The organism is Acinetobacter sp. 226-1 (assembly GCF_030329325.1).
GTDB lineage: Bacteria > Pseudomonadota > Gammaproteobacteria > Pseudomonadales > Moraxellaceae > Acinetobacter > Acinetobacter sichuanensis.
The window spans coordinates 114,843-139,030 of record NZ_JACANU010000001.1 but is presented as its reverse complement, the minus strand read 5'-3'; the positions used below and the strand labels follow the sequence as shown (position 1 = coordinate 139,030).

Below are 24,188 nucleotides of genomic sequence, written 5' to 3'. Positions count from 1 at the left end.
GTGTTACAAATCGCATAAAGTGATTAAAAACCGAAAAATAATAATTTTTTTCGAATACAATAATAAAATCTTTGTTTTTTCATATTAAATCATTTACTTAAAATTAGATTTTTATTTAAAAATAACAAATAATAGGTCTTATTTCATAAATTTATGCTCATTTTATAAAATATTTCAGGATAAAAAATAAATTTAATATTTTGTTACATTCTTCAAAAAGTTTATTTTCACAACAATAAATTTTATGAAATATTATCTAAATATGATAATTAATATCATTTAATAAAAATAAAAACACAAATAAAGACCCAAATTATCAAGAAAAATTATTACAACTCTAACTACTCAACGCTTAAATTTCCATTTAAAGCTTTTGCCTACTTCTCACCTACCTTATGTATTATTTTTCTACAAAAATCTTTTTTCTTTGATGAAAAGTAAATTATTTTACCAATTTCAATTTGATAACAACCTTTAATAAACTTTATACAATTCATTAAGTTGTTCTGTGTATGCTAGAAAATAATAATAAGGAGTACAACCCATGAGCATAAACTTTACCCACAAACCAAATTATTTTCTTTTTGCTCAATTATTGATTCGTCATATTGAGGGATATGTCACAAAACATCCTGATGCGAATAATGCCATTTTCGATTTACGTGATATTTATGAGCTATTTCGCCAAGATCTTGCTTCAACCACGACCAATCTTGATGGAATCTTAAACATTGCTGATGAATATACTATTGATACGTTAAATGGGGATCAGAAAATTATCAGTAAATATCATATTGATGCAGAACAAAATAGCTTACTTATTGATTTTAATACAGATGCTTTAAATTCTCTACGTGAAGGCAAAGCGATTATTGCTCCTGATGCAACACTACACCAATAAATTGTATCATGATCAAAAATACGATAAATAAAAAGCATCAATATTGATGCTTTTTATCATTTTACTTATTTTGTTTTACGTTTTACTTGAGCAGGCCATGACATTTTAAAACGTGCTCCACCTAATTCTGGGCTTTGATCTACCTCAATCGTTCCACCAAACCAAAACGCAATACGACTGACAATAGATAAACCTAAGCCATAACCACCAGATGCACGAGTACGGCTATCATCTAAACGTGCAAATGCTTCAAATATTCGTTTACGATCTTCTTCTGGTATTCCTGGACCATCATCCTCAACACAGATATATGCCATGTTAGTAACAAGGTCAACTCCACCACTAATATTGACACGATCATCACAGTAGCGAATTGCATTACCCACTAAGTTTTGTACAACACGATGTAAATATCGACGCTCAGCTTCAACCACTACATCATGAGATAAAGGACTCAAATATATTTCTTTTTGAGTTTTTAATGCTTCGGTTTCTACGGCAACCTGATCAAGTAAATCAACCAAAATTATTTTTTCGAAATCTAAAGAGGGTGTGCCTTGTTCCAATTTTGCATATGTCATGATTTCATCAATTAAGGTGTTTAACGCCTCAATATCTTTATCAATCATTTCTACTTGTTGTAAGCGATAGTCATAGTCGTCTTCATCTGCCAACATTTCCATACCAAAACGGATGCGAGCAACAGGTGTTCTTAACTCATGTGAAACTGCGCGCATCAGTTCGCGCTGTGCTTCAATTAAACGCTGAATATGATCAGACATACTATTATAACTGGTTGCTAAACTTGCCAATTCATCATGCCCTTCTACTGGAACACGATGTGACATATCACCAGTCTTCATAACATCTAAAGCATCATTAACCAACTTTAACTTACGTTGCATAGGGACAATTAAGCCATAAACCCCCAAACATAATAAGAACATGCTGAGCAAAGTGATTCCTGCTGCAAGTTTAACTGGCATCCAATTAAACATAGGTACAGGACCAATCACCAAGACATCACTCACAGAATTAGGCAATGGCGATACTATAGAAATTGTTGTGCCGCGCTCTGTTGCACCATCGCGCCACAAAGTTACTGTTTGGTCAGAACGCAAACGCCCTAATTGTTCAGGATCTAAATTTAATGAGGATACATTTTCAATTCCAATCGGATAGGAAAAATGTTCTTGGATTTTTTTAAGATATTCTTGCTCTTGTCCTGGATAATAAACCAAATAATCCATAATAAAGACAGGTAAAGCGCGCATTTGTCGGTCATTTGGGACGCCGACTTTAATATACAAATAATGTTTGGGATCATCACGAATACCCAAAACAAGATAAGCAATGCTGTGCTCCGCATCATAACGAACCACAGCTTTTTGATTTTCTATCCGTTTTGTTTCTGTTCTTGATAGCTCAACTTTACTCGCATCTACATAATGAATCGGTAGTTCTAATAAATCAGAAGCATCCGAAATCCAATCTGCTTTTTGCTGTTCCGTTTGTTGACGTGCCACACCTTCACTGATGACATAAGAAATCCCATCTGTGAGTGACTCACGATACTCTTGTGCACGTTGATAGTTGATAATTTGCACTAACAAATAACCAAATAATGCAACTAAGACAACAAGAATAACCAATCCTGCATAAATACGCAGGAATATACTGTGTTTGGACACGAAAACAACCTTATGGTAGGACTATGTTCTTAAACAGAAAATAGGGTTACATTCCATTTGTTTCTTTAACAAATAGGTAACCTTTACTACGCACTGTTTTAATACGCTTTGGATTTTCAGGATCATCACCAATTTTTGGACGAATACGTGAAATGCGCACATCAATTGAGCGATCTTGACCATCATACTCAATCCCACGCAGACGTTCAAAAATATCTTCACGTGACAAAATTCGTCCAGCATTTGAAGCGAGCAACCACAATAGGTCATATTCCGCACTGGTAAAATCAACCAATTCACCATTTAAAGTCACAGAACGTCCACCATTATCGATCACAAGATCATCAAATTCGATGCGTTGCGCCACTTCATCTTCTGGTGTTTTGTCTGTGCGACGTAATAACGCACGAATACGCGCCAGTAAAACGCGTGGTTGAACAGGTTTAGCAACATAGTCATCTGCCCCCATTTCTAAGCCTAGCACCTGATCCATATCTTCAGTACGTGCTGTAAGCATCAAAATTGGTTGATGATAATGTGGACGAACTTCTCGACAAACGGTTAATCCATCTGCACCTGGTAGCATCACATCCAACACAACCATATCTGGTTGTTCAGCAATGATACGACGAATTGCACGATTTCCGTCTGGTTCTACCCCAACTTCAAGTCCATTTCGAATTAAATATTCTTGAGTTAAACGCGCTAAACGCTCGTCATCTTCAACAATTAAAATTTTTGGTAACTTTTCTTCTTGGCTCATACATATGCCCCTTTATTTAACCTAATCTCTGCATACAAATCTCGCAGATTCAACACACTATGTTTTGCAATATACACACGTTTACATTGTAAACAAGACCCTATTCACCAAACTGATACATGAGCGTATCAATTTGTTATATTTTTATTAACTATTGAATTGTAGATAGTTTTCCTTAATAAATACTTATTTTTTATTATTCATTGCCATTTTCCTTATTCTTAAGAATATTTTTTATACAAAAAATTTCATTGTTCACATTCTGTCTCATTAAACTGACTGTTTTTAGTTATCCACAAGGTTATCTATAAGCACCTTGCTCAGAGTTTGCTATGCTATACCCTTGTCTAATAAGACATATATAAAAATACCTCAAGCCGTCAAAAATTTTGCATTTTTTTTTACTGCTTTGAGAAAAAAAAATTATCGAAATGTCAATATTGATCTCCCCTAAATTTTACCGTATCTTGTGCCCTAATTTAAATTAAACCACTAAGTATTGTGTTTAGTCCTCAAATATCAAGATAAATATTGATCGTATTTTATCTGATTCAAATGGTCCATAAACATAACAATGATGACAATGGAGCTACGCTGACAATGAACGCCATTACTACCCCTGGTCAACTTCAAGTGATTAAACGCACTGGTGATGTTGCCCCGTTTGATGCAGAAAAAATTTCTGTAGCAATTGGCAAAGCTTTCTTGGCTGTTGAGGGTCAACAAAGTGCCGATTCAAGCCGTATTCATGACCGCATTACACAATTAACGGAAATGGTATTAAATACTTTTAATCGTCGTTTACCTTCTGGCGGTACCATTCATATTGAAGAAATTCAAGACCAAGTTGAATTGGCACTTATGCGTACAGGTGAGCAAAAAGTTGCTCGTTCATATGTAATTTATCGTGAGCAACGTTCAGAAGCACGCAAACAAACCAATGCTCATCATCATCCAACTTTACAAATCACAGATGCGAATGGTCAGCTTCAGCCTCTAGATTTGAGCAGCCTACATGCCACGATTGAAACAGCAAGTGAAGGCTTAGAAGGTATTAATGTTCAAGCCATTGTCGATGAAACAGTTAAAAACCTATATAACGGTGTAAAAGAGTCCGACATCTCAACGACAATGATGATGGCAACACGTACACGTATTGAACAAGAACCAAATTATACGTATGTGACTGCACGTTTATTGCGTAACAACTTAGTTGCAACAGGTCTTAAATTTTTAGGTTTAGCAGCAGATACCCATGAAGGTGATGCGCTTGAAACTTATTTGAAGAAAGGGATTGAACTTGAGCTTTTATCTGCAGATCTATTAAATTTTGATCTTGCAAAATTAGCTGCTGCCATCAAACCTGAACGTTCAAACCAGTTTACATATTTAGGTCTGCAAACTTTATTTGACCGTTATTTTATCCATTCTAATGAAGTACGCTTTGAACTTCCGCAATTGTTCTTTATGCGTGTGTCGATGGGTCTTGCACTAAACGAAGCAAATAAAGAAGATCGTGCAATCGAGTTCTATGACTTATTGTCTAGCTTCGACTACATGGCTTCAACTCCGACATTATTTAACTCTGGTACATTACGTCCACAGTTATCAAGCTGCTACTTAACCACGATCCAAGATGACCTTTATGACATCTATGGTGCGATGCGTGACAATGCCCTACTTTCTAAATGGGCAGGTGGTTTAGGTAATGACTGGACTCCAGTTCGCGCCTTGAACTCGTACATCAAAGGGACTAATGGTAAATCTCAAGGTGTAGTACCTTTCCTTAAAGTTGCCAACGATACTGCGGTTGCCGTAAACCAAGGTGGTAAACGTAAAGGTGCAGTGTGTGCATACCTTGAAACTTGGCACTTAGACATTGAAGAATTCCTAGAGCTTCGTAAAAACACAGGTGATGACCGTCGTCGTACCCATGACATGAACACAGCGAACTGGGTTCCAGATTTGTTCATGCAACGTGTATTTGAAGATGCAGAATGGACTTTATTCACGCCATCAGAAACCCCTGATCTTCATGATTTGACTGGTGCAGAATTCGCTGAACGTTATGCGTACTACGAAGGCATTGCCAAAGAACAAAACATGCTACATAAGAAAATCCGTGCGAAAGACTTATGGCGCAAAATGTTGTCGATGTTGTTTGAAACTGGTCACCCTTGGATCACATTCAAAGACGTATGTAATTTACGTTCACCACAACAACACGTTGGCGTAGTGCACTCTTCTAACTTATGTACTGAAATCACTTTAAATACCAATAAAGATGAAATCGCGGTATGTAACTTAGGTTCGATCAACCTTGTACAACACGTTCAAGGTGGTTCTTTAGATCGTGAAAAATTAGCACGTACGATTAAAACTGCTGTACGTATGCTCGATAACGTGATCGACATCAACTACTATGCTGTCCCACAAGCGCAAAATTCAAACATGAAACACCGCCCAGTCGGTATGGGTATCATGGGCTTCCAAGATGCGCTTTATGAAATGAATCTTGCATATGGTTCAGAAGCAGCTGTAGAGTTTGCTGATGAATCTATGGAAGTGATCAGCTACTACGCGATTGAAACATCAAGTAACTTGGCTGTTGAACGTGGTACTTACGAAACATTTAAAGGTTCATTATGGGATCAAGGCATCTTGCCAATCGACTCACTGAACCTTGTTGCTCAAACACGCCCTGAAGGTATGTTTGAAGTTGACCGCACTCAACGTTTGGACTGGGACACTTTACGTGCCAAAGTTCAAAAAGACGGTATGCGTAACTCAAACGTGATGGCGATTGCACCGACCGCAACCATTTCAAACATCTGTGGTGTTTCTCAGTCTATCGAGCCTACTTTCCAAAATCTTTATGTGAAATCTAACCTTTCTGGTGAATTCACAGTAATTAACCCGTACCTAGTACGTGCGTTAAAAGATCGTGGTCTTTGGGATTCTGTAATGGTCAATGATCTGAAACATTTCGAAGGTTCAGTACAAAAAATTGCACGTATTCCTGAGGAATTAAAAGCAATCTTTGCCACTGCATTCGAAGTTGAGCCACGTTGGATTGTTGATGCTGCATCACGCCGTCAAAAATGGATCGATCAAGCGCAGTCTCTTAACCTTTACATCGCTGGTGCAAATGGTAAGAAACTCGATATGACGTACAAAATGGCATGGTTACGTGGTCTTAAAACGACGTATTACCTCCGTGCATTAGGTGCGACTTCTGCAGAGAAATCGACTATTAACACTGGTGCACTAAATGCCGTTAAACCAACAACCGTTGCAGCTCCTACTCCTGCCGCAGCGCCTGTTGTAGAAGCTAAAAAATCTGAAGCTATTGAAGAAGAAGGTTTTGCAAACGCAGCTCCAGTACCACAAGCATGTTCAATCGACAATCCAGATTGCGAAGCTTGTCAGTAATTAATTAAAGGTATCAACATCAGAATAAAGGCTACCCCTGTAGCCCTACCTGATAAATCTTCAAACATGGGCTGCATGTAGCATAAGTTTTCTATATCGAGGATTTATGAAGAAGAAGAACGATGTCTTTGGTCAAAAGCTCAAGCTCACCAAAAAAGAAAAAGCTAAACACAAAAGTCGTATGGAGAAATTCGAAATTCTTTCTCTGTATTGGATTCAAATCCAAAGACTTTTCGAAATGCTATATACATATTTAGTCCAATTGGGAGAATTAGTTTTCCCTAATGAACAAATAAAGAAGAAACTGTTTGATCTTCTTATAAAATTGATCACTAAATTTGGATGGTTTATTGTTACTCCAATTTTATTTCAATTTATCAGTGATCAATTCGCAGTGACTACTTTAATAAATAATTTCTTGATGTGAGGAATTATTAATAGATAAGAGGCTAAGAAATGTTCCATTTAAGTCATGACTATGAGTTAGGCGCAATTGCACTGATCTTAGCCTTTTTAATTTTTTATATCCCTGCTGTTTATGCATTCTTTGCAATCCGCAGACAACAAAAGCGTAAGCAAAATAAGTAGTGTTGACCTGCATTCAAATGAACAATTTGAATACATTCATCAGCGAAACTTAATTTTGCTTACACATAATGAGCGTATAGTAGTGACATCTTCGCTTGTGAGATGTCCATAACAGATATAAAGCAACGAAGAGAGAACAAACATGTCTATCCTAAGTTGGGACGATTTCGAAGATGATGAACCGAAACAAGCTGCACAAGCTCACCAGCCTGCGCCCGTCGAACCGAAGAAAGCGACTGATTCGCAAGTGGTATCTGATGCACAGCACGCATCGTCGAATTTGGCAGCTACACAACCCGCTCGAACCTATTCAGCAGGAACAACAAATTCAGCCGATCCATTGGCAAAAGCATCTAACGCTCTAGAAAATTTAGATGTTGCACCAGGCTTACAAGAGCTTGAAATGGGCGCACAACGTGTACAGGTTGACGACAAAGCCATGATCAACTGTCGTGCTGACTTGAACCAACTTGTACCATTCAAATACGAGTGGGCTTGGCAAAAATATCTTGATGGTTGTGCAAACCATTGGATGCCACAAGAAGTCAACATGACGCAAGACATTGCACTTTGGAAGTCTGAAAATGGCTTGACTGAAGATGAGCGTACTATTGTCATGCGTTCTTTAGGTTTCTTTTCTACCGCAGATTCATTGGTTGCAAACAATTTGGTATTGGCAATTTACCGCCACATTACCAACCCTGAGTGCCGTCAGTACATTTTGCGTCAGTCTTTTGAAGAAGCAATCCATACACATGCATACCAGTACTGTATCGAATCCTTGGGCATGGATGAAGGTGAAGTCTTCAACATGTACCGCGAGATTCCTTCTGTTGCACGTAAAGCAGCTTGGGGCTTGAAATACACTCAATCTCTTAGCGATCCTACATTTCAAACAGGCACACCTGAAAACGATCAAATCTTACTGCGTAACTTGATCGCATTCTACTGCGTACTTGAAGGGATCTTCTTCTACTGTGGTTTCAGTCAAATCTTGTCTATGGGTCGTCGTAACAAAATGAATGGTGTTGCTGAGCAATTCCAATACATTTTACGTGATGAGTCTATGCACTTGAACTTTGGTATCGACATGATTAACCAAATCAAGATTGAAAATCCAAACTTATGGACAGCAGAGTTCCAAGAAGAAGTGATTCAAATGATTCTTGAAGGTACAATGCTGGAAATTGAATATGCACGTGACACCATGCCACGCGGCGTATTAGGTATGAATGCTGCGATGATGGAAGAATATCTAAAATTCATCTGTAACCGTCGTTTAAGTCAACTTGGTTTACCTGAACAATTTGTTGGTGTGAATAACCCATTCCAATGGATGTCTGAAATGATGGACTTACGTAAAGAGAAGAATTTCTTCGAGACACGTGTGACTGATTATCAGACTGGCGGTGCATTAAGCTGGTAAGGTCTAACACCTTGTCGTCATGCGACACAAGGTTTGTCAAAAACGACACATGGTTTGTCATAAGACGACACATGGTTTGTCAAAAAAATAGAGCCTCTTAGGGCTCTATTTTTTTGATTAAAATTATTAAATATAATTTATTTTATTAAAATCACTTATAACCTTTATCTCGACAATACTCCATGAATGCCAAACTATCACATAAAGTTAATTTAAGAACATTCTCATAGTGATTCATACCTAATCTTGATTGCTCATAAATAATTGTAGCTTTTGCACACTCCAAAGAGTCTTTCAGACTTAATTTAATTAAACTACCACGTATTGTATTTTCAAATTCAGAAATAATTTGATTAGCCTTTCCTTGAAATCTGTTTAACAACTTAAGATTATCATAGTGATTTTTAATTATATTAAATAAAATAGCATCTATATTATTAGTGTTTTTAAGACAATACTTAACCGCAAAAGTATTGTTGACATATTTCAATTCAACATGCAAAAACTGTTGATATGGTAACTTATGAAGATATAGATTTATAAATTCAAAATTACCATCCTTTATCCACTTATTTGATTTATAGCTATTACATTCAGAACAAACTGGTATTAAGTTCTTGGGATGCACAACAAACTCTGGAAAGCTTTCCTTCGGAACAATATGATCTAGAGTATTAACATCATTAATTGTACAGTATTGGCAAGTGTTTAGCTCATAATCATTTGGCAGAGAAATTATTGCATTTTTTAACTTTATAAAAGGTTTCGAACCATATTTATAGAGTTTTAATAAATCATCTTTCTGATTGGCATTAATAGAAGGTAACGGCACCAAATAAAGCAAACTATTACAAGTAAAAGCAGTATCATATACATGATATGCACTTTTTAAGACTGGAAATAATAATGTAATACGATCTTTATAAAAAGGGAATTGCTCTCCTTTTCCTCTTTTTTTTGAATTAACAACTTCCTGTAAAAAAGAAATACTGTCACCATTATATGAATTCAAATTAATCATATGAGTTCGACACCATACTTTTCAAAAGAACTGTAAGATTCAAGCTAAGCGGTATATTATTTTCTCGTAAAAGTTCTAAAATTTGTTCAAATGAATATCCTTTTTTTATTAATATTTCCAATTCTTTTTTAAACTGTGAATCAGTCTCTCTTGACCCAAAAATATCTTCCGTTATTTTTGTTAAATTTTCACCAAAAGTTTCAATTGCTGGATGTTTAGCATTTAATATATTGTTTTCATTTCTTATGACATATACATTTTTCGATAATATACCTTGAACAATAATAGGTGAATGTGTAGCTATAATACAAAAAGATTGAAATTTTTTTACTAAAAGATGAATACTATTTATTAATTGAGAAATTGCATTAGGATGCAAATGTGTTTCTGGCTCATCAAATATTATTAATGAGTCATATCTTATATTAGCCAAAATCTCAGTAAGAATATATAAAAATATAGCTTGCCCAGAACTAAATATTTTTAATGACTTATTAATTTCTACTATATTTAACTTTTCCTCAAATACCGTCGAATCCCATTCAATCCAAACATCAACTAACTCTTTTGGAAAAAAATTTTTTACAATTTCAATCCAACTACTAAATCTTTTATTTTTCTGAACTTTAACTATTGATAAAAAGAATCTAGCATTTAGTTCGCTTTCTGAGAGAATAGACTCAGAACTCTCTTTTGAATGTCTTAATCCGCAATAAATATAATTAATTTTAGATGAACTTTCAGGTATTACAAATTTATCAAATACACTATACGAAACTGCTATCACTTTACTAAAAAGAGGTAACTTAGGAGTAAATAATTCAAAATTACCTTTTGCTATATCAAATGGTAATTTTGAAACCAGTTGCGTTTTCCCAACTCCATTATTTCCTATAAGTGCATATATCCTATTAGGAAGAATTGAACTATCATTAAAGTTAAATGCAATTCTCAATCCTTCATCATCTGAATACATAGGCTTAAAATTGTATTCAAAAGAATATAAATTACTTAAATCATAATTATCTATACGGTATCTTGCCTGTCTTAAGAGCTGTTCTTGCTCATCAAACCTTATAAGACTACTTTTAAAATCGCTAAAATTTTCAAACTCTTCGCATATTTGAGGAAAAAATGCAATATCATTTAACCCTTTCAAAATGGATAAATAATTTTGCTGGAATATATTTTTCATATTCCTATAAAAATCAAAATTCTGTCCCAATGAACAATATTCATTACTTAAAGTATAAAATTTTTCTACTATTTCTTTTGTTGTACTTTTAGATTGCTTTGAAATAATTTTCAACTTACCTATATCTTTCCTCATATTATTAGAAAAATAATAGAGAAAAAACTCATTCTTATTACCATAATCATCCCAGGTAGTCGGACTTAGCAAAAAATATGAATTATGGTCATGTATAGTATTACTAAAAATAAAAGGAATTTTATTATCAACTAAATCTTTAAATTTGTTATCTTCATCTAATTCATCAATTTCAAATATTGATAAACCATTATCATCAATACCTTTTAAACGATACTCAATTAAATCATTTTTTAAAATTGGATTTAATGTATGATAAAAAAATTTTATATCATCATCATTCTCATTTACCTCAGGTGAAATTATCTTATTGAGCAATCCAATAAAAATATCATCAGAATCAATAAAGTTAAATCTTTCCAAAAAAATATAATCTAATTCCCAATCATTATTATTAATATAGTGCTGTATTAGATCCCCTCTTGCATCCTTATAACGTGAATCAGTTGAAGGTAAATTTTTTAGGTCTAAAATTTCATCAAAAAAAACTATAGGTTCAATTTTTTTAAAAATCTTAATTTCGTGCTTTGCAAGTAGCCTTAAGATTTCTAATTTTAGATTTCGTTTTAATTGAAAATTCTTCATAACTAATCAATAAATTTTTTTACATTATTTCAATAACTAATATAAATTTCAAGAAATTTAAACTTGCAAGATTTTCTAATTTTAAATATATAATTTTATTTGATTCACAAATTCCCCAATTTCAACATTTAAAGCATTGAGCCAATCTCCCATTTCAATAACATCAAGTCTTCTTTCTAATATTTCTACTTTAGATACATAAGACTGTGGCTTTTCCAAACGACGTGCAAGCTCCACCTGAGTCACATTTTTTGACTCACGAAGTTCTATAAGTTTTTTAATTAGGTCTTGATACCTAGGATCGTGTATTGAGCGCATGGCTCAATATCAGTTACAATTAAAAATATCCCAAAATAGGATATTTTTAATTTAACTCTATCTGTTTACTGAATTTTTTCTTTTGGATAATCATTGAACGATAGTCTAGGAATTCACTGTGAAGCAAAAATTTTCTATAGCTAAAATCAACAGCATTGTTAAAAAGAATTTAGCAGGTGTAAGTGTTGAGCAGATCTGCGAAGAGTACAAAATCAGTGTTGCTACTTTCTATCGTTGGAAAGCAAACTATATAGATATCAATGAGCAAATTCTGATTCGCTTAGATAAATTAGAACAAGAAAATTTGGCTCTCAAACAAATGTATGCTGAAGAAAGATTATCTAAACGCCTGAAAATGTAAGGCGTTCTCCCCCAAATATCGAATGTCTACGAAGATATTTTACATTAAAAGTATCTTAGATAGCATCCACTGTCATAATAGTCGATTCTTTAAAGAGATTATGAAACCTGACCTTTTCCAAAAAATCGGATGAAATCCTAACGTCTTTTTTCCAAGTATTAGTTACCAATTTTTCACTGTCCATCTTGGAAAATTGACTCATTAATATTTGTAGATCCACTAGAAAACCTTCTTTGAGGCAATCGCTAAATATTGATTCCTTAGGGTCCACTAAAGAAAATACTTGGGAATGCATCAATAAAATTAAACTTTCACTAAAATGTGAATATGGTTTTTTCATGCAAATAATAAGTAAGGTTCGATAAATAGCTCGACTGATATCAACAATGCTACTATTGTCCTCGACTCCCATTCGATAAAAAATTACCAATGCAGCTAAAGCATCTAAGCTAGCTAATCGTTCCAGCTGTATCAGTTTTCTAGGAGATAAACTTTTAACTAACTTCCTATCACAATTATATTTATTGGGTTTATAGAGTATCCTTTGAACTTCCCACGACAGTTTTCCAATGCCGTCTTTTAAAAGTAAATCTAAATTTATTGAATTTTTCATGGCTTGCCAAAGCACATGATTAATTATTAACGAACTACCTTGTACGGCTGCTTCAGCTTTATCTATAAGTTTTGGATGAGGAACATTTAAACCATTCTTATAGTTTCTCCACTTCCGATCATTATCAGTTACCCCCCCATTCACTACTCTAATTTTATCAGGCTCAATTATTTTTGCTATTTCAGATGGTAGTTGCGCATCTAAACCAAGTTTTATGCGCGAATACCATAGTGCAACCCGTATTTGATCGATTACATCCCTTTTATTAATTCTAACTTTTCCAATATTTTCGTTTTGCAAAACATAACCCATAAAATTCAAACAAAATCCTTAAATATCAATTGTTTAAAAAAATATTTCCGGAAAAAGTTTAGTGATTTATTCAACTTGTACAGATATAGTCTCAAGTATAAGCTTTTGTTGAGACAGGTTACTACCAGGAACTCAATGGAAATCCATCCCATAGTCGATGCAACTACAATAGAAAAAGAGTTATTCGATCGTTACGGCCCGCTAATGACAGATGATGCACTACGAATCGCTTTAGGCTACAAATCCACGGAAGCCTTTCGACAAGCTTTAACGCGTAAAACAGTCCCAGTTCCTGTTTTTAGTATCCCCAATCGGCGTGGCAAATATGCCTTAGTAAAGGATGTTGCTACATGGCTGGCAAATCAAAGGAATGCTATTTTAGATTCTCAAGATAACCATTAAATTCTCAATAATCGAAAATGACCTTGGAGTGATTATGAAAAGTTAGAAAAAAAATCAATAAAAAAACGGACCCTTAAAAGGATCCGTTTGTGACTTTATATAGAAGAATATAAAGACCTGAGAATCATAGTATCTTCTCTATATCGTCACCAGTCAAGTGAGTGCTATTCAATAGTAATAGTACAGATTAGCTCATTCTCAAAAATCTATTGAGAATAGGATTACTTCTGGATGAACAGATATGCCTTATCGAACCGTATTTTTAAAAACTGATATTCAAACAGGTATCCTAGAACAAATCAGGATAGCTTTTGAATCAACTGCAAATGTAGCAGCCACACCTCATGGACAACGCAAAATCTACCAAGGTGCTTTTGGTCGTCGAACTTCACTTTTCCCGAGTGAAAAATGTTGCGGAGCAATACCCTTAGAAAGCCGACTTGAACTCGCTCATGCAATCTCATTAGAACAAGATCCCAACATCTTAAATTATCGCTCACAAGCATTAAAAATCTTGCTAGCCAATGAACAGTATTGTTTTCCAGATTTCTTGGTTCAAACAAAAGAAGGTGCTTATGAGGTTCATGAAGTCAAACCATCCATAGCATCATTATCAATAGATGACTTAAATCGCTTTGCGATACTTTCTGAACTACTCCACTCAATGGATATTACTTTTAAGCTAATAGATCACTCAAACTTACCAAGTGAAACAGAAATATCTCAACTGCTTTACTGGTATCAGAGAGGACATCGATTCAGCTGGAGTACTTTCGAAATCAATTATGCTTTAGACCTGTTAAAACTCAATGAATTTGAAAACTCAAATCAAGCCTATAAAACACTTGAATCAATAGGCCTCAAGCAAGAACTAGCTGATTATTTATTTTTTCATCAAAGAATAACAATTAGCCCAGTCAAACAAGAAATCAGTGAGGCCTATTGACATGGACAATGTTCTTTTAACCCCACAACCAGGTTTTCGTTTTTATTTTAAAGAACATCCTGACTATATTTTTGAAATCGGTTCTGTAACCTATAATGATATACGATATGCAGCCATTGCTGGTGGAAAGTCATTTTCAATTACTCCGAATGAGTTTGAAAACCGCTACAAAGAAGGTGAAATTCTATGTGTATTTTCACCTGATAAGCTGATGATCAATCCTAAACACAATTCAGAAATACACCGTAAAGAACGTTATGTTATAAGTGCTCTTCAAACTCTAAAATCCCCTACGAGCCCTCAACATTTATCAAAATTAATAGAGCATATCTCCACTGAAATTAAAGATCCTACCCCTCCTTCCTGCCGTACTGTCGCAAGATGGATTACTAAATATAAAAATTTTTCGCAGAACAAGCTCTGTTTACAAGATAAATATATAGGCAATCATCACTTAAGATTCCCACCTGAAGTCTACCAAATTCTGAATCAAGCAATTAATGAAGTCTATTTGAAACCTGAATATAGAACTGGTAAAGACGTACAAGCCTATATGCTTGGTCGATTCATAGAGCAAGGGATCTCATTGGAACAGTTACCAACACTGAGGAGTATCCAACGACACATCAAAAAACTAGACCCTTATATTAAATTAAAAATAAAGAAAGGATCTCGTATAGCGAAGAAAACTTTTCAAGCTGCCGGCAAAAGTATTATTAGCCCTTTTGCTCTTTATATGGTCGAAATTGATACACATTATCTCGATATTATTATAGTCGACCCAAAGAATAAAGTTGCTTTAGGACGACCATTTCTTGCTTGTGCAATTGATGTTTATTCAAGAGCAATTGTAGGTACATATATCAATATGTATCCACCTAGCGCTGCAACTACTTTAGAAACAATTAAGAACATGGTTACTCGGCCGAATCATAAATTACCAGGAGGTATTCCGAGTATTATCATTCCTGATAATGGAATTGAATTTAAAAATAATTCACTTGCGCGAGTCTGCGAACAGCTGAAAATTACTTTAACTCCATCTCAAGTCGGTACTCCAAATAACAAACCTCATATTGAACGCTTTTTTAGCACACTCACTCATGGGATCCTTCAAAAGCTACCTGGCACAACTTTTTCAAATCCGATAGATAGAGGAAGTTATAACTCCAATAAAATTGCTCAACTAACTTTAGAACAATTGAAACAATATATAGATACATGGATCCACGATGTCTATCACAAATCTATTCACCATACGACTGGCCGCTCTCCAATTATTATGTGGCAAGATGCAATTGATGATATTCGCCCCAGTTTTCTCACTGATATAGATGCAAAAATTTTATGTCGCAGGCCTATTGAAAGAAGTATTAATCACGGTCAAGTCCGAGTAGATGGCATTAGTTATTTTTCTCATTCACTTACTACTTTACAAGCACAAGGCATAAAAACCGTTACTGTACTAATTGATGATTTAAATTTAAATGAAGTTTATGTTGTAGACCCTAATAATAAAGATGTGGTTATTCAAGCAGACTCAACCAATCAAAATTATACATTTGGCTTGTCACGCGTAACACATCTTGAAGTGCAAAAGCTAAAGAAAGCCCAAACTCGATCCGACAAACAGAGGATTGGTCCAATGTCGGACTTATACCACCTGTATAAACTTATGCACGAGATACAAAACAATCTTATTAAACATAAACCGAGATTAAAGCCCCTTACTTTAGAACTTCCCAAACAATTAAAAAAAGTTGAAGAACAACTTTTTTCTAAAGAAAAGGATCTTTCTGAACAGTCTGTATCGCCTATAAATATACCTACTCCAATTGAGAAATTTGGTTCTTTGGAGGTATTTAAACATGGAAAAATTTGATAATCGATTCGATAAAATTCGATCTATTAACAATATCGTCATTACTTCAAATGAATTTATGGCAGCTTTTACAGGTATCCAAGATTGTGTCAACAGAAGCATTTCCTATAGTGAACCAGTTGGAAGTATGTTGCTCGCAGAAGGTGGATTAGGAAAAACAACGTTGTGCAAAACAATCTTAAGTTTGATGCCACGTTCAGAAAAAACAGAAAAGGATTATAAAAAATCTATTATTCCAGTATGTTATGTCGAAGTCCCCTCACCAGCTACTGTAAAGTCATTGGCCATAATGATGCTTAAAGAACTGGGAGATGTTACTTGTGAAAATGGATATGGAACAACTGAATATCTAACAAGTAGGCTTATTCATTTACTTGCTCAATGCGAAACTAAGCTCATATTTTTAGATGAGTTCCACCATTTATTTGAGCGTAAACCTACATCGACGAGAATGAATCGGACTACGGGGAATTGGATTAAAACTTTAGTGAATAGAACTGGGATCAGTTTTTGCTTGGTTGGTTTACCAGAGTTCGTCCCACTACTTCAAATTGATAGCCAAATTGCACGTAGATTCCCATTCATTTACCAGTTAAACCCATTAACTGTTGATCCCATACAAGGTGGGAGTATGCTTGCCTTTCTCGCTGAAGTTTCAAGAACACTTAATAAACAGAATATCACCTTCTCGCCAGCACTAGATAGCCAACTTGTAAGCATGCAAATTCAATTGGCAACGAAAGGTTATCACTCATACATCATGAGTCTGATTAGAGAAAGTATTACGCATGCTTTAAGCGATGGAAGGCAAGTCGTTAATTCTAATGATTTTAGTTATGCCTGGAAGCTAGGTATCACACTATACATTAGCAAACAAAGTAAAAATCCATTCGAAATGAATATTTCTCAAATCATATCACTCATGAAATAAATATCATTATGCAAAATTCTCTTTTAATACAAGCAATCCCTTATGAAGATGAATCGCCAATCAGCTTCCTACTCAGAACCACAAAACTTAATGCACATAGCTCAATCTTTAATTTAGTTGGCAAAGAAAACTATCAATCCATCATTAAGAAATCTCTTAATTACCATCTAGCGGATGATGTTCGCTTTGGTTTAGTTTTGAATGCTTTAAATATAGATAGTGAATATGCTTGTCTAGCTTTTGAAAGATCAGGTCCTACAAATAGATCTCCAAGAACAATAGGTGCTATTGAAGTTCCTCATGAGTTATTTGAATTAGACAACATACGCTACTGTCCTATTTGTCTTGGAGAAAGTGCATATTTAAAAAAATTATGGATGCTCAAACCAATTTACGCATGTCCAATTCATTTATGCTTTTTAATTGATTCTTGTCCAAACTGTGAGAATCCAATTACATCAAAAGCAGGTGTTCAAAACTGTTCTTGCTGTGGTTATGAACTTGATAAAGCCCCAATCAGAGAAGCAAACTCTATTGAAACCATTTATTGGTTTATTGACGTTCTAAACTTCAACTCCAACAAATTATTCAAAGAGTTTGCAGCTTGCTGGAATGCTTTTAATAACTTCTTTAAGTTCGATAGATCTAACACCGATTTGAAAGTTTTCCTTTCCGTATATGAATACTTTCGTCATCCTGAACTTTCAGCACTCAAGCTCAGTGCTCTTATTAATTCTAGAATCAATTACTCACATCCTAGGGTACAGTTAATACCATTTTTAAAATATGAGAATTTTTTCAAGAAGCACATTAAAGTCGTTGAACAAAATGCTGATGAATACAAAATAAGTGAAAAAAGTATTTCTATAAAACTTAGAAACCATCAGATAAAACGTATTTTAAAAGTTTCACGTTTTGAGCTTGAGAAGTTAATTGAAAGCGACTATCTAAAGCTAGGGAAAAAAGAGCTTTATCGTGGAAATATATCGAGTATAGATATAGAACGCTTTCTTTTGGGTTTAATAGACAAGGATGAATCTATAGCTGACACACTGAGTAACAAGACTATCGTTAATGACCACATTTTTCTAAAAGAAATTTCTGAAGTTTTAGAAATCAATTATGAAACTGCTCGTAAACTAGCAAATATTGGATGGTTCAATTTAGAACAAAATAAACTAGATATAGATGCTCCTAAGCAATATTCAAAGAACAAACTGCATGAATTTGATAAAAAATATATGCTGATCGCACCTTTAGCAAAACGGTTGAACGTAACCCCTACAAATCTCGTGGAGAAATTAGCGTCTATAAGTATTACACCTGTTCATGGACCTCATATTGACTCGACACCCATTAATATTTTTTTTAAAACAGATGTTCAAGATATTAATACAAATGACTTAGAGATGATTCAACACTATCAAACACGCACAGGTAGGCGAAAAGACAAGTCAGAATCAATAAATACCAGTACAAATTATTACTCTTTAAAAGAAGCAGCAGCACTTTTAGGAATTAGCCCAAATAAAGTTGCGGTACTGGTCCAAAGAGGTATTCTTAGTAAAGATAAGAACGATCCTCACTCAGTTCAAATCCAGACTAATTCGCTATTAAATCTTAAGAAAAAACTTGATAGCGAGGATTATGTTCCTTACTCAGAGGCAGCAAAACAATTGAGTTGTCCTATAAATTGGATGAAAAAATATTGGTGCGAAACAGGATTTTTGCATATTGAAGATTTAGTTTACTGGAAGATCATTCATAAGAATGAGCTAACTGAAGTTTTGAAGTTAAAAAAAGCATTCATTACTGGTGTCGAAGCAAGTAATCTCTTAGGTATGCGCCATTCCCACATTACAAATTTACAAAATCAAGGGGTTATAAAACCTTACTATTTTGGTAAGGACGATAAAAAAATTAGGCTTTTCAATAAAAAAGAAGTTTTAAAATTTGTGAAACCTTAAAACAGAAATAATAATATTCAGATCCCATTAAATATTTAAATTGGGATCTCTCTAGAATTAATAAAACAAAACCAAGCTTAATTTTTTAAGTCATATCTTAAAATTTCAATAAATATTAAACTTAAAGTACCTCCCAATTTCCTCTATAACATCTCTATTTTTTTATAAAGAATTCAATCTATAAAAAATCTATTCAAGTACTTTTTTCTTGATTTTCATAAAGAAAAATGTTCAATTAAATCAAATCACTATTTAATGTAAATAATAATGAGCATTCCCGATCAAAGTCATATTAATCATATTCGCGAACTTTTATGGAATACACGAAATGGTGGAGCTTCTGTAATGGTTGGAGCTGGGTTTAGTAGAAATGCCTTACCCGTTAGCGCTTCAGCTAAAGAGTTTCCTCTTTGGTCACAAGTAGCTCAAAACTTGTGTAGAAAACTGTACCCAGAGTCAGAGAAAAGTCGTTTAAATCAAGCATTATCAGAAGCTACAGGGACTAGTGGTTTTTTACGCTTAGCCCAAGAATATGAAATAGCTTTTGGGAGAGGAAGTCTACATAATTTCATTAGTGATTCTGTTCCAGACTTAGATTATCGCCCCTCTGAACTTCATCATCAGTTACTCGAATTACCATGGAAAGAAGTACTTACAACAAATTGGGATACTTTATTAGAAAGAGCACAGCTGGAAATACCTGAGCGTTCGTATAACATTGTAAGAACAGTCGATGAACTAGCAAATACACCATCCCCTCGTATAATAAAATTACATGGGACCGTGCCCTCCCATATTCCTTTTATTTTTACTGAAGAAGATTATAGAACTTATCCTAAAAAATTTGCTCCATTAGTAAATACTGTACAACAGATTATGATGGAAACCGCTGTGTTATTAATAGGCTTCTCAGGGGATGATCCAAATTTTCTACAGTGGTCAGGCTGGGTTAGAGATAACTTAGGCATATCTTCACCTAAAATTTATCTAGCAGGTTGGCTAAATCTAGCACCTCACAGAAGAAGAATGCTAGAAAACAATAATGTCGTACCTATTGATGTCTCAAATCACCCAAAAGCACATGAGTGGCCAGAACATTTGAGACATCAATACGCAACTGAATGGATTATCCAAACTTTACAATGCGGTCAATCATATGATTTTAAAGATTGGCCCTCTTTGCATAATTATTATCAACCTGAAGTTAAAGACTACTTACATCCAATAGAACCAAACTCCCAATGTCTTCCCCTAAGAAAAACAAGAATAGGTATGAGTGATCCCATTTCAATCGAAACATTACAAGAGGTTCTATCAATATGGGAACATAATCGAAAAATTTATCCTAATTGGATCGTTTTCCCACTTAATCTGCAACATACATTGGATCAAAGCCTAAATGAATGGTCTGAAGAAATTATCAAAAATTTTGATAATTTTAGTGTTGATGAGCAATTGAGATTTCTAAAAGAAATCATATGGCTATATCAAAAAAAATTAGTTCCTATTCCAACAAATATTAAATCCATTTGGGATGATATTTCTGAAAAATTCAATTTCAAAAATAAGATGGTAAATGATTTAGATCATTCTTCAAACTGGCCTAAATTCAAGCAAATATATATTGAAAATTCACTTTATTCACTTATAAATGAAAGGCTCTCACTTAATGAAAACTCTTTTAAAAATAAATTAGAAAAACTAAAACAATTTAGTAATCACTCAATTGAGATAAAAAACAATGTAATTTATGAAGAGTGTCAATGGTGTTTACTAAACCTAGATTTCAAAAATTTAGAAGAAATATTGCAAAAATGGCATGTTTTTGATTGTGACCCAATATGGATGTTCAGAAAATCAGCTCTACTATTAGAATTAAACTTTGATGATGAAGCAAATAATTTAATATCTCTAGGATATTCAATTATAAAGAAAAATCCTGACAAATTTAATGATTTTTCAAACTCATCAAGAGAGGCTTGGGCATTATCAAGTATTCAAGCTTTGATTGAAGGTAAAAATAGCTCCTCACATATAAAAATTAAAAAATTCAATATTGATGAACGATTAAAACAACTTGAACTAGTAAACTGTAATTCAAACAAACAAATTAGCTTTCTAATTGAAAAAGTTAATCAACGGAAGGATAAAGAAAACAATCTTAAAAACCCCTGTTTCGACTTATATCGTAGACGAGGTGAAACCATAAAATTCAACAATTATAAATATGAAGCTATTAACCACGCCTATCAATGCCTCTTATTATGTGAAACTGCAGGATTACCATTATCACTCAATAATTTTTCTATAGGTATCTCACTCATTACAACACTAATTGAGAATTATGACCTAATCGATAAAAATATAGCTCAGCGTATTGTTGTAAGATTAAAGCCATCAGATGATGATAAATATATTAATACTATTTATTCACGGGTTGATATTGCTAGCTTATCAGAAGAGGATTTTAAAAAACTTCTTAGTCAAATTGAAATTTTATTGACTTATAGTTTAGATAGATATAAAAAAAATCAAAATTTGTTTTGGGTTAGTTACATTCGTACATGTTTAGAATTGCTATCCAGATTAGTTTTACGTCTTAATAATATTGAATCACTTGAGCATCACTTAAAAAATTCAATTCATCTATTTCAAGACCTATCTTTAAGAAAAGCATCTTGGCTTCAAAGACCTCTAAGTAACTATTTGAAACGCTGTTGGGAAGCATGTAATTCTAAGATAAAAAGTATATATATTTTAAAAATTTTACAATTACCTATTAATGGGATAGAAATTTCTAGAAATGAAAATTTAATAAGAATTGATCAACTAATAAGCACCTCTGAAGTCAAAGAACTATGCGTTAGAAACGTGAGTAATGAAAATGATTGGAATATCATTATAAATTCAATATTATCTAGCTTAAAAATAAATTCAGAACCGCGATGGGATGCCTGTATTCGTTTAACATTAATATCAAATTTCATAAAAGATCATGAATATGAAAAAATAAATAAACTACTTTGGCAGGATAAAACATCATCAAAAGACGACTTTCCATTAGATACTAATCTTTATGATTTTGTTTATTCAAATAATTTAATAAAATTAGACATTAATTCCAATGAAATATTCTCAAAAAAATATTTCATAGAATCTAATGATTTTAATGATTTAAAAAGAATTCTATTTGAGGTATCCAATAGTGTAGATAAAATCAAATTAACTATTGAGCAAAAAAACAGTGTAATTGTTAATATTGAAAATTGGATAAATAGCATTCCAGAAAATAAAATTAAATTAGATGGTATCTCTAGAGCTTTTAACAATACTCCAAATGAAATCGTCGAAACACTCTCAGATGTTAAAGTTATCTTGGAAACAATAGAAATCCCAAGACATCTTGCAGAATTGTTATTCTATAAAATTCAATATCTTCAACAATATGAAATCTATAGTTATCACTTAGTGTGTATGTTAGCTAAAAGCCTTCCTGATAAAATAAATGATATTAATACTTTATTACGGAAAGGGCTCATTTCTGAGTCACCAAATAATTCAAAGCATGCAATGTATGGTCTGTTCTTATGGATACAGCAAGCTACCAAAGACTCGTCTAGTACTCCATATCCTTCTGATGATCTAATACGTGAAATAGGTCTTTCTATTGCTATGCGAAGAAAAAACCACCTAATACAAGCACTATTAGCTGCAACAAGCATATTCAAAGCTAACGACAGCCATCCAAAGGAAATTATTAATTCATTCGTTTTAGAAGGTTTAGAATATTTAATACTTGAAAGTAACTATCATGAAAGTAGTCAAAATATTGAAGATATTCCAATTGTCAGACTGAATTGCTTAAAACTTGCAAACCAAATGTTTATGAATGGCTATCATAATGAATTAATTATTCAGAAATGGCTAGAAGAAGGCAAAAATGATCCCTTACCAGAGGTACGGAATTCAATTATTGAGTCAGAAGCAGATACAGACGAATAAAAATTGACATAGGTTGTGTCGCTGACTCTTGTCATCATGTGTCGCAATGCTTTCTAAGTAATTGAATTGAAGAGTATCGAAATGACAAACCTTGTGTCGCATGACGCTTGTAAATATCAAAAAAAGAACCTCAAATGAGGTTCTTTTTGTTTATTCTGCTTTATAAAAGTAGAAATAGCGATTTTTACTCAAAATTATGCAGGAATACGTAATACTTGTCCTGGGAAAATATCATCTGCATTTTTCAACAATGGACGATTTGCCTCAAAAATTTTGTTGTATTGATTTGCATCACCATAAAATTCTTTCGAAATTTTAGATAAGTTATCACCAGATTTAACTGTATAAAACTTACTCTCAGGCTCAGGCGTTACTACAGTCAGTTGATCATCCACTTGTGCAACATGGTCAATGTTTCCAACAGCTAAAATAATTTTTTCTTTATCTGCTTGAGTTTGCACTTGACCTTTTACTGTTGCCAGATCTGATGCGCCATTATAGCTCACTGACAGACCCGTTACAGGCAAACCTAATGCTTTAATATGACCTAATAACTTATTTGCAATTTCCTGTGCTGATGGCTCCACAGGTGCTGCTGGTGTTGCTGGCGCTGCTTGTGGCTCTGCAGGTGCTGTATTTTTCTTACCAATACCTTTTACAAAATCAAAAAGACCCATTGTGATTCTCCATAGTTTTTAACGATTATCTAATAAATGA

General features: G+C 33.7%; 19 protein-coding genes. 12 read left to right on the top strand and 7 right to left on the bottom strand.

Annotated features, from left to right (window positions below; genetic code table 11):
• Window positions 1-544: 544 nt before the first annotated feature.
• Window positions 545-901, top strand: a complete 357-nt coding sequence (locus HX124_RS00670) for a hypothetical protein (RefSeq protein ID WP_286376320.1) — start codon at window positions 545-547, stop codon at window positions 899-901.
• A gap of 65 nt (window positions 902-966) precedes the next feature.
• Here HX124_RS00670 and bfmS read toward each other — a convergent pair whose 3' ends face one another.
• Together bfmS and bfmR are read right to left on the bottom strand one after the other, a co-directional pair.
• Complete coding sequence (gene bfmS, locus HX124_RS00665; RefSeq protein WP_286376321.1) at window positions 967-2,592, bottom strand: sensor histidine kinase BfmS; 1,626 nt, start codon at window positions 2,590-2,592, stop codon at window positions 967-969.
• A 46-nt stretch (window positions 2,593-2,638) separates the two neighbouring features.
• Window positions 2,639-3,355 carry a response regulator transcription factor BfmR gene (bfmR, locus tag HX124_RS00660; protein ID WP_035267251.1) on the bottom strand — a complete coding sequence of 239 codons (717 nt, stop codon included), beginning with the start codon at window positions 3,353-3,355 and terminating at the stop codon, window positions 2,639-2,641.
• A gap of 555 nt (window positions 3,356-3,910) precedes the next feature.
• On the opposite strand from bfmR, the gene HX124_RS00655 reads away from it, so the two are divergent.
• From HX124_RS00655 to HX124_RS00640, 4 genes are all read left to right on the top strand, one after another.
• Window positions 3,911-6,787 carry a ribonucleoside-diphosphate reductase subunit alpha gene (locus HX124_RS00655; RefSeq protein ID WP_286381638.1) on the top strand — a complete coding sequence of 959 codons (2,877 nt, stop codon included), beginning with the start codon at window positions 3,911-3,913 and terminating at the stop codon, window positions 6,785-6,787.
• Window positions 6,788-6,893: 106 nt separating this feature from the next.
• Window positions 6,894-7,214, top strand: coding sequence for a hypothetical protein (locus HX124_RS00650; RefSeq protein ID WP_286381637.1), 321 nt, complete (start codon window positions 6,894-6,896; stop codon window positions 7,212-7,214).
• 29 nt (window positions 7,215-7,243) lie between these two features.
• On the top strand, window positions 7,244-7,375 hold the full coding sequence (locus HX124_RS00645) for a preprotein translocase subunit YajC (protein ID WP_107009488.1): 132 nt from the start codon (window positions 7,244-7,246) through the stop codon (window positions 7,373-7,375).
• 142 nt (window positions 7,376-7,517) lie between these two features.
• Window positions 7,518-8,801: a ribonucleotide-diphosphate reductase subunit beta gene (locus HX124_RS00640; protein ID WP_107009489.1), complete on the top strand. Its 1,284-nt coding sequence runs from the start codon at window positions 7,518-7,520 to the stop codon at window positions 8,799-8,801.
• Window positions 8,802-8,952: 151 nt separating this feature from the next.
• Here the strand turns inward: HX124_RS00640 and HX124_RS00635 are convergent, their stop codons facing one another.
• The 3 genes from HX124_RS00635 to HX124_RS00625 all read right to left on the bottom strand — a co-directional run bounded on the left by HX124_RS00635 (window position 8,953) and on the right by HX124_RS00625 (window position 12,055).
• Window positions 8,953-9,822, bottom strand: a complete 870-nt coding sequence (locus HX124_RS00635) for an HNH endonuclease (protein ID WP_286381636.1) — start codon at window positions 9,820-9,822, stop codon at window positions 8,953-8,955.
• Window positions 9,815-11,737 carry an AbiJ-related protein gene (locus HX124_RS00630; RefSeq protein WP_286381635.1) on the bottom strand — a complete coding sequence of 641 codons (1,923 nt, stop codon included), beginning with the start codon at window positions 11,735-11,737 and terminating at the stop codon, window positions 9,815-9,817. Before HX124_RS00630 ends, HX124_RS00635 begins: the two co-directional genes overlap by 8 nt.
• Window positions 11,738-11,818: 81 nt before the next feature.
• Window positions 11,819-12,055: a helix-turn-helix domain-containing protein gene (locus HX124_RS00625; RefSeq protein WP_286381634.1), complete on the bottom strand. Its 237-nt coding sequence runs from the start codon at window positions 12,053-12,055 to the stop codon at window positions 11,819-11,821.
• A gap of 118 nt (window positions 12,056-12,173) precedes the next feature.
• Here HX124_RS00625 and HX124_RS00620 point away from each other — a divergent pair, with 118 nt between their 5' ends.
• The gene (locus HX124_RS00620; protein WP_286381633.1) at window positions 12,174-12,416 is read left to right on the top strand and encodes a transposase; all 243 of its coding nucleotides are present in this window, start codon (window positions 12,174-12,176) and stop codon (window positions 12,414-12,416) included.
• A gap of 55 nt (window positions 12,417-12,471) precedes the next feature.
• Here the strand turns inward: HX124_RS00620 and HX124_RS00615 are convergent, their stop codons facing one another.
• Window positions 12,472-13,341 carry a hypothetical protein gene (locus tag HX124_RS00615; RefSeq protein WP_286381939.1) on the bottom strand — a complete coding sequence of 290 codons (870 nt, stop codon included), beginning with the start codon at window positions 13,339-13,341 and terminating at the stop codon, window positions 12,472-12,474.
• Window positions 13,342-13,476: 135 nt separating this feature from the next.
• On the opposite strand from HX124_RS00615, the gene HX124_RS00610 reads away from it, so the two are divergent.
• The 6 genes from HX124_RS00610 (at window position 13,477) to HX124_RS00585 (ending at window position 23,471) form a co-directional block, all read left to right on the top strand.
• Window positions 13,477-13,743 carry a hypothetical protein gene (locus tag HX124_RS00610; RefSeq protein ID WP_004891668.1) on the top strand — a complete coding sequence of 89 codons (267 nt, stop codon included), beginning with the start codon at window positions 13,477-13,479 and terminating at the stop codon, window positions 13,741-13,743.
• Window positions 13,744-13,984: 241 nt separating this feature from the next.
• A complete protein-coding gene (locus HX124_RS00605; RefSeq protein WP_286381632.1) occupies window positions 13,985-14,689 on the top strand; it encodes a TnsA endonuclease N-terminal domain-containing protein in 705 nt (234 codons plus the stop codon).
• A gap of 1 nt (window position 14,690) precedes the next feature.
• Window positions 14,691-16,571 carry a TnsB C-terminal domain-containing protein gene (locus tag HX124_RS00600; RefSeq protein WP_286381631.1) on the top strand — a complete coding sequence of 627 codons (1,881 nt, stop codon included), beginning with the start codon at window positions 14,691-14,693 and terminating at the stop codon, window positions 16,569-16,571.
• A complete protein-coding gene (locus tag HX124_RS00595; protein WP_286381630.1) occupies window positions 16,558-17,502 on the top strand; it encodes a TniB family NTP-binding protein in 945 nt (314 codons plus the stop codon). The genes HX124_RS00600 and HX124_RS00595 overlap by 14 nt, the downstream gene beginning before the upstream one ends.
• 8 nt (window positions 17,503-17,510) lie before the next feature.
• Window positions 17,511-19,469 carry a TniQ family protein gene (locus HX124_RS00590; protein WP_286381629.1) on the top strand — a complete coding sequence of 653 codons (1,959 nt, stop codon included), beginning with the start codon at window positions 17,511-17,513 and terminating at the stop codon, window positions 19,467-19,469.
• 267 nt (window positions 19,470-19,736) lie between these two features.
• Window positions 19,737-23,471, top strand: coding sequence for an SIR2 family NAD-dependent protein deacylase (locus HX124_RS00585; RefSeq protein ID WP_286381628.1), 3,735 nt, complete (start codon window positions 19,737-19,739; stop codon window positions 23,469-23,471).
• A 194-nt stretch (window positions 23,472-23,665) separates the two neighbouring features.
• On the opposite strand, the gene lysM is transcribed toward HX124_RS00585, so the two are convergent.
• The gene (lysM, locus tag HX124_RS00580; RefSeq protein ID WP_286381627.1) at window positions 23,666-24,148 is read right to left on the bottom strand and encodes a peptidoglycan-binding protein LysM; all 483 of its coding nucleotides are present in this window, start codon (window positions 24,146-24,148) and stop codon (window positions 23,666-23,668) included.
• Window positions 24,149-24,188: the final 40 nt, after the last annotated feature.